At 69.6% G+C, this 18008-nt stretch carries 12 protein-coding genes; 8 read left to right on the top strand and 4 right to left on the bottom strand.

Going from position 1 to position 18008, the window contains the following annotated elements; translation table 11 throughout:
* Positions 1-29 precede the first annotated feature (29 nt).
* Both ACQP1O_RS21300 and ACQP1O_RS21295 read right to left on the bottom strand, forming a co-directional pair.
* Complete coding sequence (locus ACQP1O_RS21300) at positions 30-2393, bottom strand: phosphoketolase family protein (protein WP_433567507.1); 2364 nt, start codon at positions 2391-2393, stop codon at positions 30-32.
* Positions 2390-3328: a universal stress protein gene (locus ACQP1O_RS21295; RefSeq protein WP_433567506.1), complete on the bottom strand. Its 939-nt coding sequence runs from the start codon at positions 3326-3328 to the stop codon at positions 2390-2392. Before ACQP1O_RS21295 ends, ACQP1O_RS21300 begins: the two co-directional genes overlap by 4 nt.
* Positions 3329-3561: 233 nt before the next feature.
* Between ACQP1O_RS21295 and ACQP1O_RS21290 the strand changes: the two genes are divergently transcribed.
* Complete coding sequence (locus ACQP1O_RS21290) at positions 3562-3768, top strand: hypothetical protein (protein ID WP_433567505.1); 207 nt, start codon at positions 3562-3564, stop codon at positions 3766-3768.
* Here the strand turns inward: ACQP1O_RS21290 and otsB are convergent.
* The gene (otsB, locus tag ACQP1O_RS21285) at positions 3749-7741 is read right to left on the bottom strand and encodes a trehalose-phosphatase (protein ID WP_433567742.1); all 3993 of its coding nucleotides are present in this window, start codon (positions 7739-7741) and stop codon (positions 3749-3751) included. The genes ACQP1O_RS21290 and otsB overlap by 20 nt on opposite strands.
* A 118-nt stretch (positions 7742-7859) precedes the next feature.
* Here otsB and ACQP1O_RS21280 point away from each other — a divergent pair, with 118 nt between their 5' ends.
* From ACQP1O_RS21280 to mgtA, 3 genes are all read left to right on the top strand, one after another.
* Positions 7860-8879, top strand: a complete 1020-nt coding sequence (locus tag ACQP1O_RS21280) for an Acg family FMN-binding oxidoreductase (RefSeq protein ID WP_433567504.1) — start codon at positions 7860-7862, stop codon at positions 8877-8879.
* A gap of 53 nt (positions 8880-8932) precedes the next feature.
* On the top strand, positions 8933-9580 hold the full coding sequence (locus tag ACQP1O_RS21275; protein ID WP_433567503.1) for a response regulator transcription factor: 648 nt from the start codon (positions 8933-8935) through the stop codon (positions 9578-9580).
* Positions 9581-9788: 208 nt separating this feature from the next.
* Positions 9789-12452: a magnesium-translocating P-type ATPase gene (mgtA, locus tag ACQP1O_RS21270; protein WP_433567741.1), complete on the top strand. Its 2664-nt coding sequence runs from the start codon at positions 9789-9791 to the stop codon at positions 12450-12452.
* A 5-nt stretch (positions 12453-12457) separates the two neighbouring features.
* Here mgtA and ACQP1O_RS21265 read toward each other — a convergent pair whose 3' ends face one another.
* Positions 12458-12898: a pyridoxamine 5'-phosphate oxidase family protein gene (locus ACQP1O_RS21265; protein WP_433567502.1), complete on the bottom strand. Its 441-nt coding sequence runs from the start codon at positions 12896-12898 to the stop codon at positions 12458-12460.
* Between the two features lie 337 nt (positions 12899-13235).
* Between ACQP1O_RS21265 and ACQP1O_RS21260 the strand changes: the two genes are divergently transcribed.
* The 4 genes from ACQP1O_RS21260 (at position 13236) to ACQP1O_RS21245 (ending at position 17983) form a co-directional block, all read left to right on the top strand.
* Positions 13236-15566, top strand: a complete 2331-nt coding sequence (locus ACQP1O_RS21260; protein ID WP_433567501.1) for a heavy metal translocating P-type ATPase — start codon at positions 13236-13238, stop codon at positions 15564-15566.
* 68 nt (positions 15567-15634) lie between these two features.
* Complete coding sequence (locus ACQP1O_RS21255; protein WP_433567500.1) at positions 15635-16276, top strand: phosphatase PAP2 family protein; 642 nt, start codon at positions 15635-15637, stop codon at positions 16274-16276.
* 193 nt (positions 16277-16469) lie between these two features.
* Complete coding sequence (locus tag ACQP1O_RS21250; protein ID WP_433567499.1) at positions 16470-17348, top strand: DUF302 domain-containing protein; 879 nt, start codon at positions 16470-16472, stop codon at positions 17346-17348.
* 80 nt (positions 17349-17428) lie between these two features.
* Positions 17429-17983: a flavodoxin domain-containing protein gene (locus tag ACQP1O_RS21245; protein WP_433567498.1), complete on the top strand. Its 555-nt coding sequence runs from the start codon at positions 17429-17431 to the stop codon at positions 17981-17983.
* Positions 17984-18008 lie beyond the last annotated feature (25 nt).

Genomic DNA, 18008 nt, shown 5'->3' with positions numbered 1-18008 from the left:
GCGCGATTCGGTGCAGCGGGCGGCCCGGGCTAGACGGGCCAGCGCCAGTCGGCGATCTCCGGTTGATCTACGCCGTAGCGGCGGGCGTAGGCGTCGGCGGCCTCACGGCGTGCCGTGAGCTCTTCGGTGAGCGGGGCGAGTTGTTCGGACAGGCGCGGCACCTCGGCGAGGGCGGCGGCCGCCAGGGTGAAGCGGTCGATGCCGTTCATGGCGCACATGCTGAAAGGTGTTGTGGTGGTGCCGTTGTCGGTGAATCCGTGGACGTGCATGACGTCGTGGCCGGGGCGGCGGTAGGCGATGCGGTGGATGAGCCAGGGGTAGCCGTGGAAGGCGAAGATCACCGGCGCGTCGGTGAACAGGGAACGGTATTCCTCGTCGGAGATCCCGTGCGGATGGCGATCCGGCGGGAACAGGCGGGCCAGGTCCACCACGTTGACGAAACGGATCGCCAAGTCCGGCACGAGTTCTCGCAGCAGCGCCCCGGCGGCCAGGGCTTCCTGGGTGGGGACGTCCCCGGCACAGGCCAGCACGACCTCGGCGGGACGATCGGAATCCGAACTCGCCCAATGCCAGACGCCCAGACCCTGCTCGCAGTGCAGCCGCGCCGCGTCGTCGTCGAGGTATTGCAACGCGGGCTGCTTCCCGGCGACCACGACATTGACCCGGCCGCGGCTGCGCAGACAGTGATCGAAGACGTACAGCAGGCAGTTGGCGTCCGGCGGCAGGTACACCCGGCTGACCTCGGGCCGCTTGCTGAGCACATGGTCGATGAATCCGGGATCCTGATGCGACGCACCGTTGTGATCCTGCCGCCACACGTGCGAGGTGATCAGGTAGTTCAGGCTGGGAATCGGCTCGCGCCAGGGGAATTCCGCCGCCATGTGCAGCCATTTGGCGTGTTGCACCACCATCGAGTCGATGATGTGCGCGAAGGCCTCGTAGGTGGAGAACACACCGTGCCTGCCGGTCAGCAGATAACCCTCCAGCCAGCCCTGACACAGATGCTCCGACAGCACCTCGAAGACGCGGCCGTCCGGGGACAGCCGATCGTCGCCCGCGATCCGCCTGGCGCGCCAGCGCCGGCCGGTGACCTCGAGAACGGCGTCCAGGCGATTGGAGGTGTGCTCGTCCGGCGAGAAGAACAGCAGATTGCGCGGATTCGCGACCAGCGCGTCGCGCAGATACCCGCCCAGCACTCGCGTCGCCTCCGCCGATTCGGTTCCGGGCGTAGGGAATTCGAGTGCGTAGTCGGTCGGGCACGGCAGTTGCAGGTCGGCGCTGTCGTGACCGTGCGCGGCGCGATTGGCGCTCATCTGCATGTGCTCGGGATGCAGGCGCGCGATCCGGTCCACCGGACGGCCCTCGTCGTCGAAGAGCTCCTCGGGCCGATAGGACCGCAACCAGTCCTCCAGTTGCGCAAGGTGTTCCGGATTCTCCCGCACGCCCGGCAACGGCACCTGGTGCGCCCGGAAGGTGCCCTCGACGCGGACGCCGTCCACCATCATCGGTCCGGTCCACCCCTTCGGAGTCGACAACACGATCATCGGACGGCAGGGGTCGCGCGGACCCAGGCCGTGCTCGGCGAACTCGCGAATCTCCCGGATCCGCTCCATCGCCTCGTCGAGCACGGTCGCATACCGATCGTGGACCTCGGCCGGATTGTCGCCCTCGACATACATCGGCTCCCAGCCCTGCGCGCTGAGCATGGCGTCGAGCTCCCGGCGCGACATGCGCCCCAGCAGCGTCGGATTCGCGATCTTGTAGCCGTTGAGGTGCAGGATCGGCAGCACCGTACCGTCGGTGACGCGGTCCAGGAACAGCGACCCGTGCCAGCTGGTGGCCAGGGCCCCGGTTTCGGCCTCGCCGTCACCGATCATGCACGCCACCACCAGATTCGGATTGTCCAGCGCCGCGCCGGTGGCATGGGCGAGCGAATAGCCCAGTTCGCCGCCCTCGTGGATGGAACCCGGCAGATGCGGTGAGGCATGGCTGGGCACACCACCCGGGAAGGAGAACTGCCGGAACAGTTCTCGCATCCCGGCCAGGTTCTGGCCGACCTCCGGGTGCCGCAGCGAATAGGTGCCCTCGAGCCAGGTCGCGGCGGTGAGCGCCGCCGCACCGTGGCCGGGGCCCAGCACGAACAGCATCTGCTGCCCGGTCCGCATGATGACCCGATTGAGGTGGGCGTAGGTCAGGGTCACCCCGGGCACGGTTCCCCAGTGGCCGATCAGCCGCTGCTTGATGTGCTCGGGCCGCAGCTTCTCGGTGAGCAGCGGGTTGTCCATGAGGTAGATCTGCCCGGCGGCCAGATAGTTGGCGGCCCGCCACCACGCGTCCAGATCGATCAGATCGTCCCGGATTCCGGTGCCGGCGCCGGGCATGGTCAGTGTCATCGCTTCGTCTCCTCGTCATCGGCGTGCACGACCATCACCGGGCAGTGCGCGTGCTGCACCAGGGAATGGGCGGTGGATCCGAGCAGCATTCCCATGAATCCGCCACGACCACGGTTGCCGACCACGACCAGCTGCGCGGTCTTCGACAGCTCCGCCAGCCGCGCGGCGGGCCCGGAGGCGAACACCTCGCGGGTCACCTCGACATCCGGATACTTCTCCTGCCAGCCGGCCAGCCGCTCGGCCAGGACGGCCTCCTCGACGCCGGCCAGCTCCGCGGTCACGACCGGGATCACCTCGTCGGCGAATTGCCCGGTGTCCCAATCGCTGAAGACGTGGACGGCGACCAATCCCACCCCCCGTTCGGAGGCTTCGGCGAACGCCGCGCCGATCGCGGCCTCGCTCACGCGGCTGCCGTCCACGCCCACCACGACCGGACCCGAGCCGCGAACGGCATTGGCCGCGTCGGGATCCGGCCGCACCACGACCACCGCGCCCCGGGTGTGACTGGTCACCGAGAACAGGGTGGATCCCAGATGCGAGAGCGTGCCGGCCGTCCCGGTCGCCCCGATCACCACCACGAAGGCGGAGTCGCTGAGATCGATCAGCACCCGGGCCGGACTGTCGGTCGACACCGCGGACGAGACCGTCAGTTCCGGCTCGTAGTTGCCGGCGGCCAGCCGGGCCCGGGCGATGGCCGCCGCACCGGCGGCCTTGACGGCCTCGGCCAGCGACGGCGCCGCCACCGAGTAGGGACCGACGCCACGGCTGACCGCCACCAGATCCAGGCCGTGGACGATGTGCAGTCGCCGCTGCCGCTGTGCGGCGTAGTTCGCGGCCCAGTGCACCGCCCGTGCCGAACCTTCCGAGTTGTCCACGCCGACCACTACGGGCGCCGAGGCCAGCCGATGCGGATCGTCGAGTTCCTGGTGTGTCATCCTGACCTCCGGGGTGAGGTGAAATCGTCGGCGCCCGGGGAGGGGCTCGTACTCTCACGGTAGAAATGGGACCTGACCGCCCTCTGCGGGCGATCGTCCTCGGTGTGAGGACCAAAGACCCCTCTGTACGGCGGCCGGTCCGGGCGATGTGAGACCTCAGCCGCCGTTGGTCCCACCGGTGTCGGGAACATCGGCCCTGCTGATTCGCGCGAGCACCGACAAAACTTGCGGCTATGAATCCTCCCGCACTTCCTCATGCCGTGGCGACCGTGGCCCTGGTCCTCGGCGCGGCGATGGTGGTCGCGGTTCCCGCTGCCACCGATTACATCTCCCTCTGGGCTCGGCTCTACGGCGCGGTGCTGGTATATCTCGCGCTCGTCGAATACCTGGCCGTCGCGATCGGGCTGGCCCGATGGGGCGTCAATCAGCTGCGGTCGTGAGCTGATCCGGATCGGATGCCTTGCGGCTCACCGGCATTCGGATCGTCGCCCCCGCCGGCAGCAGCTCGGTGAACCCGTCGTAGTGGATCTCCACCGGGTCTGCCACGCCCGGATCGGCGGCGACCTCCAGATCGGAGGCGCTGACCCTGATCGCGAGCCGGTGCCCGCGGTAGACGATCGAGAAGCGCAGCTCCCCCAGCTCGTCGGGCCAGCAGGGGTTGAAGATGAGGCGATCGGCCCGGATCTCCATTCCGGTGAAGCATCGCTGGACCAGATCGATGGTTCCGGCCATGGCGCCGAGGTGGATTCCCTCCTGCGTGGTTCCGCCCTGGATATCGGCGATATCGGAGTCCAGGACCCGGTCGAAGAATTCCATCGCCCGCGCCCGATTCGCGCGGGCCAGCACCCAGGCGTGGACCAGCGCGCTCAGTGTCGAACCATGCGACGTGCGGGCCAGGTAGTAGTCGATCGTCCGCGGAATCATCTCCCCGGGCAGGTCATAGCCGAGGTGTCCGAGCACCTCCCGCAATTCGTCGGCGGAGAACAGATAGAACAGCATCAGGACATCGGCCTGTTTGCCGGCCCGGTAGCGGTTGACGTCGTCGCCCTCGGCCTCGAGGATGCGATCGAGCCGCTGGATCTCGCCGTAGCGCTGCCGGTAGCCGTTCCAATCGAGTTCGGCCAATTGCTCGTAACCGTCGAACTGGCTGATGACCTCGTCGTGGAAGGGCACGTACATCCGCCGCCCGACATGCTCCCACCGCGTCAGTTCCACCGGTGAGACACGCAGCGATTCGAGCAGTTCCGCCCGTGCGCGGGGCGTCAGCCGTTCCAGCGCGTCGCGCGCCCGCAGCAACGTCCACACCGCCATCACATTCGTGTAGGCATTGTCGTCCACGCCGGATCCCGGTGCGCTCGGCGAGCCGGTGTGGAATTCGTCGGGCCCGATGACCCCGCGCAGGTGATACCGGTCGTGACGCGGGTCGTAGTCGGCCAGGCTCGCCCAGTACCGGGCGATCTCCACCATGAGCTCGGCGCCGTAGTCGGTGAGGAATTCGAGGTCGCCCGTCGCCTGGAAGTACTGCCAGACGTTGTAGGCGATGGCACTGCCGATATGGTGGGCGCGCGGGCTCGGATCCGGATTCCAATGCCCCGACAGCGGATTCAGATGCATGAGCTGGCTTTCCTCACGGCCATCCGAGGCGGACTGCCACGGAAACATCGCCCCGGACAACCCGACAGCGGCCGCCGCGCGACGCGCCTCGGGCAACCGCCGGTATCGGTACCGCAGCAGACCGCGTGCGAGTCGCGGGAAGCGAGGACTCAGAACCGGATGCACGAACAGCTCGTCCCAGAAGACGTGCCCCCGATAGGCCTCGCCGTGCAGACCCCGCGCGGGGACCCCGACGTCCAGATCGGCGGTGTGCGGCGAGAGGGTCTGCACCAGATGCAGCAGGTGCAACCGGAGCACCCGGGTCGCGTGCTCACCGCCGCCCAGATCTATTCGGAGCCGATCCCAGAGGTGTTCCCAGGCCGCCGTGTGCGATTCGAGCAGGTCGGCGAACCCGCCGGCACTGCGCAGTGCGCGCGCGGCCTCGTCGTCCGGGGCCGAGACGGCGTGGTCGCGGCCGGTGACCACGGCCGCGATCTTCTCCAGCACGACGGTGTCCCCCTCGGCCATCGCGACGCCGTGGTCGTGCCCGATCGACCCGTCGCTCTCGACCAGTTCCGTAGCGGGACACAGCTTCACACCCTCTCGGTGCAGCGTGCCGCGCGCCGCGGTCGCAACCGGAATCCGGGATTGCCCGGTGCGCGCCACCACCAGCACCGATTCCGGTGACAGCTCCCGCGCCGAGACCCGCTCGAGGTGGTCCCCCGACAGGTCCCGATACCGCGCCACCAAACTGTTGTTCACCGCGCCGTCCACCGTCGAGCGGAAGACCACTGTCCCCGACCAGTTCTCGGCGGTCACCGCGGTCTCGAGCGCGCACAGGTGCGGCGCGTGCATGGCCGCGAACCGCCGTTGCCGGACCGCGGTGATGCGACCGGTGCCGTCCCGGAAGCGGAATTGCCGCAGCAGGACTGCCCGGCGCAGATCGAATTCCTGGCGATAGGACAGCAATTCGACGGCGTCGATGTCGAGCCAGTCGCCGTCGCCGATGCGGAACGTGACCGGCAGCCAGTTCGGCAGGTTCACCAGGCTCTCGTTGTCGACCGTGCGACCCGCGATCTGATCGAAGAGCCGGTTGTAGATACCGGCGACATAGGTACCCGGGTAGTGGTGCTCTCCCGCCGCGCACTCCGGCGCGGCCCCGCGGGTGGCGAGATATCCGTTTCCGACGGTGCACAGCGCCTCCCGCAGCCGCTCGTGCGCCGGGTCGTACCCGTCGAAGGCGAACACCCACGAATCCGACACGACCCCAGCGGATTCGGCGGCCAGCAGGACGGCCAGATCGTCGAGGAAGGAGCGCACGCCCTCGGGCCCGGGCAGCGCGAAGCGGGCGGCGGTCCGCCGGTCGCCGTTCTCGTCGTGGCGGACCACGATCGAAATACCCTCGGCCTCCACGGCGTCGAAGGCGTCCTCGTCGGTGAGGTCGTCGCCGACGTAGATCGGCAGCATCGGCGTGACGAGGTGGCCGAGGATCCACCGCAGCGCAGTGCCCTTGTCCCAGTCCATGTCCGGCCGCAGTTCGACCACCTTGCGTCCGCCCGTCACGCGCAAGCCGCGCTGGTGCGCCTGCGCGTGCACGGCGGCCGTCACCGCGTCGACGTGTTCCGGGGCGACCCGCCGATAGTGCACCGCGACCGCGAAGCGCTTGTGCTCCACCAGAATCCCCTCGATCGCGCTCAGCGACCGCACCAGCTCCTCCGCTGCCGCCGCCAGCGCGCGCTCCGCGCCCGGAGCGGCATCGTGCACGTACGTCGTGCCGTCCGGGGCCTGTAATTCGAAGCCGTGACACCCGGCATACCAGAGACCGTCGACACCGACCCGGTCGCGCAGATCCGCCAACTCACGCCCGCTGACAATGGCGACCGGGCACTGCGCCGCGAGCCGCGTCAGCGCCGCCGCGCCGCCCTCCACCAGGCTCGCGGCCGCCGGATCGGGGACGATGGCCGACAGCGTGCCGTCGAAATCGAGCAGGACGCAAGCCTTTTCGGTGTCGAGCAGATCACCGAGCCGCCCCGCGACCGCCTCCGCCACCTCCGACATCCGCCGGAAACCATTGCGCAGCCGCACCCGATCGAGGTCCGGCACCACCACGTCGGCCCCGCGCTCGGCCAGCCGATCGCCGTGCCCGCCCCGGTCGACGCCGATCACCAGACCGAATCCGCCGGCCCGGCCCGCCGCGACACCGGCCTCCGCGTCCTCGACGACGACGGTCCGTTCCGGCTCCGCGCCCAGCCGGCGCGCGGCCTCGCGCAGCATCGCCGGGTCGGGCTTGCCCGCCAGCCCCAGCTCCGCCGCCACGATGCCGTCCACCCGCACCGCGAACAGGTCTCCGATACCGGCGGCCCGCAGCACGTCGGCGCAGTTGCGACTGGCGGAAAACACCGCGACACCGATTCCCGCCGTCTGCAGGCGCCGCACCAGGGCCACGGTGGAGTCGAACGCGGGGACGCCGTCGCGGGCGAGCCGTTGGAGGAACAACCGGTCCTTGCGGTTGCCGAGCGCGCACACCGTTCCCGCGTCCTCGGCGTCGTCGGGATCGCCCTCGGGTAGCGAAATGCCGCGTGCGGCAAGGAAATCGGACACTCCCCGATAGCGCGGTTCACCGTCCACCCACCGCAGGTAGTCGTCGTCGGTGAACGGCGACAGGTTCTCGCCCGGGGCAGGCGCCCGATGCGCGAGGAAGTCGTCGAACATCTCCTTCCAGGCCGCCGCGTGGACGCGGGCGCTGTCGGTCACCACGCCGTCCATATCGAAGATCACCGCGTCATGGCGCCGCGCGTCGATCAGCGGCGCGGGCTGCATGTTGTCGTCCACGGCTTCAGCGTGCGTGCGTCCGGGCGCCGGGCCAAGGGTCCTGTAGCACCGTAACGAGGACCAACGGCCCCTGTAGCACGCCCGCCACCCGTCCTAGCGTGAGTCCATGAGCCAACTACCCAGCGGCGACACGATCGAGCAGGCAGTCCGGCTGGCCGGTCGCGCGCCCTCCCTGCACAACAGCCAGCCGTGGCGCTGGGTCTTCGACGGCGATGCCCTGCACCTGTTCTCGGTGCAATCGCGCATGCTCCCGGCCACCGACCAGTCCGGTCGGCAGATGCTGATCAGCTGTGGCCTCGCACTGGGGCATCTGCGCGCCGCGCTGGCCGCAGCCGGGTGGCAGACGCAGGTCACGTACTTCCCCAACCCCAACCGGCATGATCAGCCGGCGACGGTGACCTTCGAGCCGGCGCGGATCGTGACCGACGCCGACCGGGATCGGGCCGCCGCCATCACGGTTCGTTACACCGACCGACTCCCCTTCGCCGCGCCGGCGGACTGGCGCGAATTCGAACCGGTGCTGCCGGTCATCGTCGACCCGCTCGACGCGGTGATCACCGTGCTGCCGCCCGAGGCCCGCGCAGAGCTCGCCCGCGCCTCGCGGCTGACCGCGGCGATACGCCGCTATGATTCCGGCTATCAAGCCGAATTGCAGTGGTGGACAGGACATTCACTCCCGGCGGAGGGCATCCCGCCGACGGCTCGGGTGTCCGCCGAGGAGCGCGAGCGGGTCGATCTGAGCCGCGTACTCCCGGCCGTCGACCAGGAGCCGCGCCGGACCGAGATCGAGGACGATCGGTCCGTGGTTCTCGTCGTGTCCAGCGGCAACACCTCCGCGGAACTGCTGCGCTGCGGTGAGGCGCTGTCCACCGTCCTGCTCGAATGCACGGCCGCGGGCTATGCGACCTGCCCGATCACCCACGTCACCGAAGTGCCGCAGAGCCGAGCGGTCATCCGCGAGCTCACCGGCCGTGTGGAGCAGCCCCAGGTGCTGGTGCGGGTCGGCACGGTTCCCGCCTCCGACCGGCAGCCGACCCATACACCACGGCTGCCCCTCGAACAGATCCTCGAGATCACCGCTCCCGCCACCCCCGGCGGCCCGGCTCCTTCCGGCCATCCCCGATGATCTTTCCGGAGAACTATGTTCGATAACGACGACCTACAGATTGGGAACCGGCCATGATCAAGGTTTTTCTCGTCGACGATCACGAGATCGTGCGCCGGGGGCTCGTGGACCTGCTCGACAGCGACCCCGAACTCACCGTCATCGGTGAAGCCTCCGATGTGGCCCAGGCCCTGGCCAGAATCCCGGCGCTGAAACCGGATGTCGCGGTCCTCGATGTCCGGCTGCCGGATGGGAACGGCATCGAACTCTGCCGTGAGCTGCTCTCGCGCGTCGATGCGTTGCGCTGCCTCATCCTCACCTCGTTCACCGACGAGCAGGCCATGATGGACGCGATCCTCGCCGGAGCCAGCGGTTACGTGGTCAAGGACATCAAGGGCATGGAGTTGGCGAAGGCCATCAAGGAGGTCGGCGCCGGCCGCTCGCTGCTGGACAACCGTGCCGCCGCGGCGCTGATGGATCGGCTGCGCCGCAGCACCCAGTCCGACGGCCCGCTGGCCGGGCTCACCGACCAGGAGCGCAAGCTCCTCGACCTGCTCGGCGACGGGTTGACCAACCGGCAGATCGCCGAACGCATGTTCCTCGCCGAGAAGACGGTCAAGAACTACGTCTCCCGGCTGCTCGCCAAGCTCGGCATGGAGCGCCGCACCCAGGCCGCGGTCTACGCGTCCAAGCTGCGTGGCGAGCATCCGCGTCCGATGTAGAGCGAACCGTGCTCCCCCGCCGCGTCTTCGGCCGAAGGCGTGGCGGTCGCGCGTTCCCGCCTCCGCCCACACCGACCCGACAGGCCGACCCCCGAGGCCGGGGCTGGCCGACAGCGGCGACAAGTCCTCGGTGACAAGGTCTTTGGTCCCCTCCCCGGATGCGAGCAGGCCCTATCGGCCCGGCCCGGACAGCGGAACCCTCGTCTGTATGCACGTTCACGCGCTGTCCTCGGCCACGAATCGCACACTGCCGCACACGGTTCGGGCCGTCCCCGCCACGGACGCGGCGGCGCGGCCCGCCGACCGGATTCTGACCGCGCTGGCCACCGGCGACGAAGGGCTGACCGAATCCGAATATGCCGGGCGAGCACGCGTTTTCGGGCCGAACGCCATTCAGGCGCATCGCGCGCGCATCGGTCCGGTCGTCGTGCGGCAATTGCGCTCGCCGCTCCTGCTGCTGCTCGCCGTGACCGCTCTGGTGTCGTTCTTCCTCGGCGAGCGCAGCGATGCGGTGGTCATCGGGGTGATCGTGGCGATGTCCGTCGGCCTGGGCACCGTCAACGAATTCCGCGCCGAGCAGGCGGCGGCCGCACTGCACGAGCGCATCCGGCATCGAGTCGTGGTGACGCGTGCCGGACAGGCACGATCGGTCGACCTCGCGGAGCTGGTACCCGGCGACATCGTCCAGCTGCGGCCCGGCGAACTGGTGCCCGCGGACCTGCGGCTGTTGTCGGTGACCGGACTGCAGTGCGATGAATCGGTACTGACCGGCGAGTCGGAACCGGTGATCAAATCGACCGACCCGGTAGCGGCGGGAAGCCCGGTGTCCGAGCTGGCCTGCTGCGCACTCATGGGCACGGTCGTCGCCGCCGGGACCGGCCGCGGCGTCGTGACCGCAACGGGCGGCGACACCGAATTCGGCCGCATCGCCGTCGGTTTGTCGCGCCGGGAGCCCGAAACCGAGTTCCAGGCCGGGCTGCGCCGATTCTCGATGCTGCTGGTGCGCGTCGCCGCCGTGCTGACGATCGGCATCTTCGCGGTGAACCTGGTGCTGCACCGGCCGCTGCTGGACGCGCTGATGTTCTCGCTGGCGATCGCGGTCGGCATTTCCCCGCAACTGCTGCCTGCGGTGGTGTCGACCAGTCTGGCGGCCGGGTCACGAATCCTGGCGCAGCGCAAGGTGCTGGTGAAGCGGCTGGTCTGCATCGAGGATCTCGGCGACATCGAAGTGTTGTTCACCGACAAGACCGGCACATTGACCGAGGGACGGGTCGAATTCATGCGCGCGGTCGCCGCCGAACCGGACGCCGGCGACGATGTCATCGAGCTCGGCATGGCCTGCACCGACGGCGTGATCCAGGACGGCCGCCTCGCCGGCGGTGACGCGCTCGATACGGCACTGTGGGCTGCGCCGCTCGCACCGCGGGAGGGCGCCCAGCGGCACACCCGGCTCGCCGCACTGCCTTTCGATCATCGGCGGCGCATGGTCTCGGTCCTGGTCGATGCACCCGACACCGGGACAACGATCATTACGAAGGGAGCGCCCGAGGCCGTCCTCGCCTGCTGCGAGAACGTGCCGGAGACAGCCACAGCGGCGCTCGGCGCCGAGTTCGCGGCCGGGCACCGCGTGGTCGCCGTGGCGACCCGTCCGGCGCCCGGGCGGACGTCGCTGACGGCCGCCGACGAGGCCGGTCTGCGGCTGGCCGGGTTCCTGGTGTTCCTCGACCCTCCGAAAGCCTCTGCGCGCGAAGCGATCAGCCGCCTGGCCACGCTCGGCGTCGCGGTCAAGGTCATCACCGGCGATCATCCGACAGTGGCCGCGCGGGTCTGCGAACAGCTGGGACTACCGGCGGGCGACACCCTGTCGGGCACCGAGCTCGACCGGCTCACCGACGCCGAGCTCACCGGAAAGCTGGCCACCACAACAGTTTTCGCCCGCATCGATCCCGAGCAGAAGGCGCGTATCGTCCGCGCGCAGCGATCGCTCGGCGTCGATGTCGCGTTCCTCGGCGACGGCGTCAACGACGCGCTCGCGCTGCACGCCGCCGATGTCGGAATCTCCGTGGACGCCGCCACCGACGTCGCCAAGGACGCCGCCGACGTCGTGCTGCTCGAGAAGGACCTGCAGGTCCTGGCGGACGGCGTCACCCAGGGCCGGCGCGTGTTCGCCAACACCATGAAGTACGTCCTGATGGGCACGTCCAGCAATTTCGGCAATATGTTCAGTGCGGCTGGCGCTTCCGCGTTCCTGCCGTTCCTGCCCATGCTGCCCTCGCAGATCCTGCTCAACAATCTGCTCTACGACTCCAGCCAGCTCGCCATCCCCACCGACAACGTCGACGAGGAGCAGCTGGCCCGGCCCGCGCGTTGGGACATCGGGCTGATCCGGCGATTCATGCTGGTGTTCGGTCCCATCAGCTCGGTGTTCGACTTCGCGACCTTCGGCATCATGCTGTGGGTATTCCATGCGGGCGAAGCCCTCTTCCACACCGCCTGGTTCGTCGAATCGCTGGCCACCCAGACCCTGGTGCTGTTCGTGATCCGCACCCGCAGAACGCCCTTCTTCCGCAGCCACCCCAGCGTCGCCCTGCTCACCGCCGCGCTGGCCGCGGTGGGAATCGGCGCACTGCTGCCCGTGACGCCCCTGGCTGCCACGCTCGGCTTCCAGCCGCTACCCGGCGCCTTCTTCGTCGCGCTGCTCGCCATGATCGTCGTGTACCTGGCGCTGGCGGAAACCGCGAAGCACTGGTTCTTCCGGACAACCCCCGCCGTCCCGGCCGCCCGCGACCGCCGGCCCGATCATCATTTGCGCCGTCGCGCTGCGCGTTTCGCCACCGGAACGCCTTCGGCGGCGGCCACTTCCGCGCCCTGAACCCGCTAAACCGCCTGCTTCGCCACGAGCCGCACCCCGGTCACCAGGGTCGGCTCGATGGCGACGATGGTGTCCATCTCCCCGTCGACCCACGGCTGCAGCAGGCGCTCGTAGCGGGCGGCCCGTTCCGGATCCGTCACGGTGCGGGCGATCCCCGTCACCACCACCGACCATCCCAGCCCCGCGACGGGGTCGATGTCGTCGGCCTCGTACGCCACCACCACATTCGAATCCGCGCGCACGGTCGATGTCAGCCGAGACGTGAGTCGGGTCCGCACGACGATGATCTCGCCCTCGTCGACCAGATGGTTCACCGGCCGCACAGCGGGCAACGCGTCACGCGTGAAGACGACCCTCCCGAACGGGACATCGGCCAGCAGCCGCAGTGCTTCCGCACGCCCCAGACTCACGGTGGCGCGCGGAGCGAACTGATACCCACGTTTCAACGGCAAACCCTTTCTCACCTGATCCTCGGCACCGCATGCCCTCGATCCATGTCAACACCCGCACCATCGCCTCCACAGGGCCGAAGGTCCCGTCTCGGACATCCATCGGACACAGCACAGCCCACAAGCGACATCGCACCGATGAGCCCTGCGACACGGCTCGGGAACCGCGATCCCCGTCTCAGGTCGCCCTTGTCCGGGTGCCCCGCATCAAGAAGCGGAGGGGCGACCCCGGCCGGGACGAAGGGTGGTGGTGTTCGGGGACTGTGGCCCTGTCGCTTCCTTGGACCACTGCGATGCACTGATCGGGAATACACCCGGCGAAAGGACGAGAGCCATGGCGGCCCATGCACGTTTCCAGGGTTGGCTCGATCGAGCCGGCGGCGTCCTCGGAACGGCGCTGCTGGCCGGGACGATCACACCACTGGTCGCCGGTGGCGTCGCCTGGGCCGCCGGGGCGACAGCAGTGGCCGACGGGTGCTGGGCCGCGGGCACGGTGGTGGCCCTGGTCCCGGCGGTGTGGTGGGTTGTCGCGGCGCTGCGCCGCGGGCGCGCCGGAGTGGACCTCATCGCGGTGTTGTCGCTGGCCGGCACGCTCTGGGTACACGAGTACCTCGCGGGCGCGCTGATCGCGGTCATGCTCAGCAGCGGGCACGCGCTCGATGCCGCCGCCGAGCGGCGCGCGGCCCGGGATCTGCGGGCCCTGCTCGAGCGGGCGCCGCGGTCGGCACGGCGACGGCAGGGGGACGTGGTGCGGGTCGTCGATCTCGATGAGATCGTTCCGGGCGACATCCTGGTGATCGCTGCCGGCGAGGTGGTTCCCACCGACGGCAGGATCATGGATACCGTTGCGGCACTGGATGAATCGGCACTGACGGGTGAACCGCTCCAGGTCGAGCGCGCCCCCGGGGAACCGGTGCGCAGCGGCGTGCTCAATGCCGGCGGCGTGTTCGAGATGCGGGTCACCGCGACGGCCGACGACAGCACCTACGCCGGGATCGTGCGGCTGGCACGCGAGGCGGGAGCCGCCACCGCGCCCACGGTCCGGTTGGCGGACCGTTATGCCGTGTGGTTTCTCCCGCTGACCCTGCTCGTCGCAGGTGCCGCGTACTGGTTCAGCGGATCGCCGGTGCGTGCGGTGGCGGTGCTCGTGGTCGCGACACCGTGCCCGTTGTTGCTGGCCGCACCCGTTGCCATCGTGTCGGGGCTCTCACGTGCGTCGCGGGTCGGCGTGGTGGTGCGCGATGGCGGGGCGTTGGAAAATCTCGGTCGCGCAACCACTCTGGTCATGGACAAGACCGGTACCGTCACGGCCGGGCGGCCCGTGGTCACGGAGGTCGCCGCCGCTCCGGGCGCGGATGAAGCGTGGCTGTTGCAGCTGGCTGCGTCGGTGGATCAGCTGTCGCCACACGTGTTGGCCGAGGCGATCGTGACCGAGGCGCTGGCCCGCAAGCTCCAGCTAGCCGTTGCCACAGCCGTTTCCGAGCAGGCGGGTCGCGGCGTCACCGGTACGGTCGACGGCCATCGCGTCCAGGTGGGGAAGCTGCCGGAGTCGATCGTCGTCCCGGAATGGGCGCGACCGGTCATGAATCGGGCACGACTGGACTCTGCCGCCGTCGCCTGGATCGTGGTCGACGACGAGCCCCGCGGCGTCGTGTTGCTGCGGGATCCTTTGCGGCGCCAGGCGCCCCGCACACTGCGCCGACTGCGCGAGGCCGGACTGAACCGCCTCGTCATGCTCACCGGCGATCGCCCCGAGCCCGCGCGCGAGGTCGCGACGGTGCTGGGCCTCGACGAGGTCTACGCGGGCCAGAGCCCGGCCGACAAGGTCGAGGCGGTGCGGCGGGAGAGCCGGCAGCAGGTGACCGTCATGGTGGGCGACGGCATCAACGACGCCCCCGCTCTCGCCGCCGCCACGGTGGGGGTGGCCATGGGAGCACGGGGTTCGACGGCTTCGTCCGAGGCCGCCGATATCGTGCTCACCACCGATCGGCTGGACCGGCTCGCGGACGCCATGGACATCGCCCGCTGGTCGCGGCGCATCGCGGTCCAGAGCGCGACCGTCGGCATGACGCTGTCGCTGGCGGCCATGGTCGTCGCGGCCGTCGGCTGGCTGCCACCCGCGGCGGGCGCGCTGCTGCAGGAGGCCATCGACGTCGCCGTCATCCTGAACGCGCTGCGAGCACTGCGCGGCAATCCGGCCGCCCGTCTGGACCTGCCGGCGGACACCGAAGAGCTGCTCCACCGCTTCGCCGCCGAACACGTTGTCATGCAGGACGCTCTCGCGAGGATCCGCGCGGTCGCCGACCGGATCGCGGACCGACCCGACGACGCTGCCCTCGCGGCACTCGACAGCGTGCACCGGTTTCTGATCGAGGACCTGCTGCCTCATGAGGTGGCCGAGGAGACCCAGCTCTATCCCGCGCTCGCCGGGCCACTCGGCGGCGCCGAGGCAACGGCCACCATGAGTCGCGCGCACGCCGAGATCCAGCGGCTGGCCACCCGCATCGGTACCCATCTCGAACTGGCCCACGCGCGTGGCGAATTCGACCCGGATCAGATCGACGACCTGCTCGCCTGCCTCTACGGCCTGCACGCCGTGCTGCGCCTGCACTTCGTGCAGGAGGAGGAGAACTATTTCGCCCTCGCCGCCGACGAACGGCTGTGATCATGACCCGGCCTGCCGACCGCCGGCGACCGGACGGGGGGTTCACTCCGGGCGGTGTCGCGGGACTCGTGACAGCAGCGGGCGCGGCGGCCGTGTGCGCGCTGGCGGCGTTGTTCGCGGCGATCCTGGACAATGTCCTCGACGGGGACGGATTCACCGCATGGGATCGGCCGATATCGACATGGATTGCGGCACATCGCGAACCGGCACTCACCGCGATCATGCGCGGGCTGACCAACGTGGGCAATCCGCCCGTTCTGGCCACCGCGATCGCTGCCGCCGCGGCCGTCACGACCATCCGAGTTCGCACACTGGCACCGGTCGTCCTGGGAACGGCCGCCTTCGCGGGGTTCGGGCTGATGGTGGTGACGGTGAAACTCGCGGTGGGAAGGCCCCGCCCACCGGATGAGGAGCGGGCGATCGCCGTCGACGGGTCGTCCTTCCCGTCCGGTCATGCCGCGGGCATCGCCGTGGTCGCCCTGGTGTCGGCGTGGATGCTCACCCGCGCGTATCGATGGTCTCGGCGGACCTGCCTCGCCGTCTGGGCGGCGACGGTCGTTCTCGTTGTCGCCGTGGGCTTTTCTCGTGTCTATCTCGGCGTCCACTATGCCAGCGACATCGTTGCCGGTTGGGCACTGGGCGCGTCCTGGGCCGGGTTCGTCATTGTCGCGGGTATCGCCGCCACGCCTCTGCGGGGGACCACTCGCTGAGACGACGCCCTCGTCGCACCTGGCCCTGCCTGTGACGCCGCGATGGTCGGACGATCTCGGGGCCTTGGTCCCCTCCGGCCGATCGCCCCGCACGGCCCGTGCGTTTGTTCCCCCATCACCGTGACCTTGTCCTCTGTGGCACCCACGCAACCGGACGCACGCTGAACACACGAACTGCCGAAGGAGGCGTGTCATGGAGTACCGGGTGAACGTGTGCGAGACCCCGCCGCAGGCGGTGCTGCGCATACCGCTGGAGATCCGCCCGGACCTGTTGAGCGACGGCATAGTCGGCGGCATGAACCGGCTGGCGGAGGTCGCCGAACAGGCCGGGCTGGTCGCGAACGGCGCACCGACGATCACCTTCCATCGGGAACTGCCCGCAAAGGATGCCATCGTCGTCGATTTCGGGCTTCCCATCGAGGCCGCACCCGCCCTCGGCCCGAGTTCTGGTGCGGAGCTGGCCATCCAGTCGCCGACGCTGGTGGCCCGCACCTGCCATCGCGGCGGCTATCACGACATCGACGCCGGGTACCGCGCGTTGCGAGAATGGCTGCAGGGCAACGGCTATCGGCCCATCGGACCGCCGACAGAGGCGTATCTCATCGGTCCCGACGAGGTGAGCGATCCCCGTCTGCTGATCACCGAGATCCGGATTCCGGTGGCCCCCGCCGCGGCCATCGCCGTCCACCTCGAGGCGACGTTCCCCGACGCTGTGGACCGCACCCGGATCGCATTGCGGGAGCAAGGATTCGGCGTCGTGACCGAATTCGACGTCCAGGCCGCACTCCGGGAGGGGACCGGTGAGCACATCGAGGAGTACCTGATCCTCGGAGCCTGCCACCCGCAGCTCGCCGGTCGCGCCCTCGCCGTCGACCGGGAGGCGGGATTGCTGCTGCCCTGCACCGTCGTCGTGCGGGCCGACCGGACCGGCGTGCTCGTGGAGGCCGCCGATCCCACGCTGCTCGCCGAGGTCCTGGCCAGGCCCGAACTCGCCGGCCCGGCCGAAGAGGCCCGTCGATTGCTCGCCGCCGCAGTGGCGGACCTGTCCCATCCCGCCGCGGCGGCCGGCTGAGGCGGTCGAGGACCATGGTCCCGGCCACCACGGGTAGGAGTCCTCTCACCGAAATCCGGCCACGCGAGCAGGCTCGATACATGGCAACCACCGCTCCCAGCGTCGCCGTCATCTACGCCACCGCCCAGGGATCCACCCGTGAGATCGCCGATTTCATCGGCGCCTACCTCACGGCCCGCGGCGCGACCGTCGAGGTCGCCGACGTCGAACACGCTCCCGAACTCACACGCTTCGATGCCTTCGTGCTGGGCAGCGCGGTGCACGATCTGGCCCTGCTGCCGGAGATGGCCGAATTCGTCCGCTCGCATCGCCACGAACTGCGGGCATACCCGGTGTGGCTGTTCAGCGTCGGGCTGGGGCCGGCCCTGGTCGGTCCGACCGGGCGCCACATCGGCAATATCGTCCCGAGAAAGATTGCCGCCCTGCGTGATTCGATCAGACCGCGTGATTTCCACGCGTTCGCCGGCCACTACGAACGCGCCGGGGTCTCGCGGCCGGCGCGCGCCCTGTATCGCATGCTCGGCGGTCCCCGCTACGGGGACCTGCGCGACTGGTCCGACATCACGATCTGGACCGACACCATCGCGCACGCTCTGCACCTGCCGCAGGCACCGGCCACCCCGACCCACCCTTGACCCGCACACCAGCGGTCATCCCGTC

It is taken from the genome of Nocardia sp. CA-151230 (assembly GCF_050942175.1).
Classification (GTDB): domain Bacteria; phylum Actinomycetota; class Actinomycetes; order Mycobacteriales; family Mycobacteriaceae; genus Nocardia.
The sequence above is the reverse complement of the archived record's forward strand: the minus strand, read 5'-3'. Positions and strand labels throughout refer to the sequence as shown.

Bases quoted from the DNA above. Each gene is read 5' to 3' on its own strand.
- ACQP1O_RS21275 (WP_433567503.1), top strand. From the start codon at position 8,933: ATGATCAAGGTTTTTCTCGTCGACGATCACGAGATCGTGCGCCGGGGG.
- ACQP1O_RS21295 (WP_433567506.1), bottom strand. From the start codon at position 3,328: ATGACACACCAGGAACTCGACGATCCGCATCGGCTGGCCTCGGCGCCC.
- ACQP1O_RS21290 (WP_433567505.1), top strand. From the start codon at position 3,562: ATGAATCCTCCCGCACTTCCTCATGCCGTGGCGACCGTGGCCCTGGTC.
- ACQP1O_RS21250 (WP_433567499.1), top strand. From the start codon at position 16,470: ATGGAGTACCGGGTGAACGTGTGCGAGACCCCGCCGCAGGCGGTGCTG.
- ACQP1O_RS21280 (WP_433567504.1), top strand. From the start codon at position 7,860: ATGAGCCAACTACCCAGCGGCGACACGATCGAGCAGGCAGTCCGGCTG.
- otsB (WP_433567742.1), bottom strand. From the start codon at position 7,741: ATGCAGCCCGCGCCGCTGATCGACGCGCGGCGCCATGACGCGGTGATC.
- ACQP1O_RS21260 (WP_433567501.1), top strand. From the start codon at position 13,236: ATGGCGGCCCATGCACGTTTCCAGGGTTGGCTCGATCGAGCCGGCGGC.
- ACQP1O_RS21300 (WP_433567507.1), bottom strand. From the start codon at position 2,393: ATGACACTGACCATGCCCGGCGCCGGCACCGGAATCCGGGACGATCTG.
- ACQP1O_RS21245 (WP_433567498.1), top strand. From the start codon at position 17,429: ATGGCAACCACCGCTCCCAGCGTCGCCGTCATCTACGCCACCGCCCAG.
- mgtA (WP_433567741.1), top strand. From the start codon at position 9,789: ATGCACGTTCACGCGCTGTCCTCGGCCACGAATCGCACACTGCCGCAC.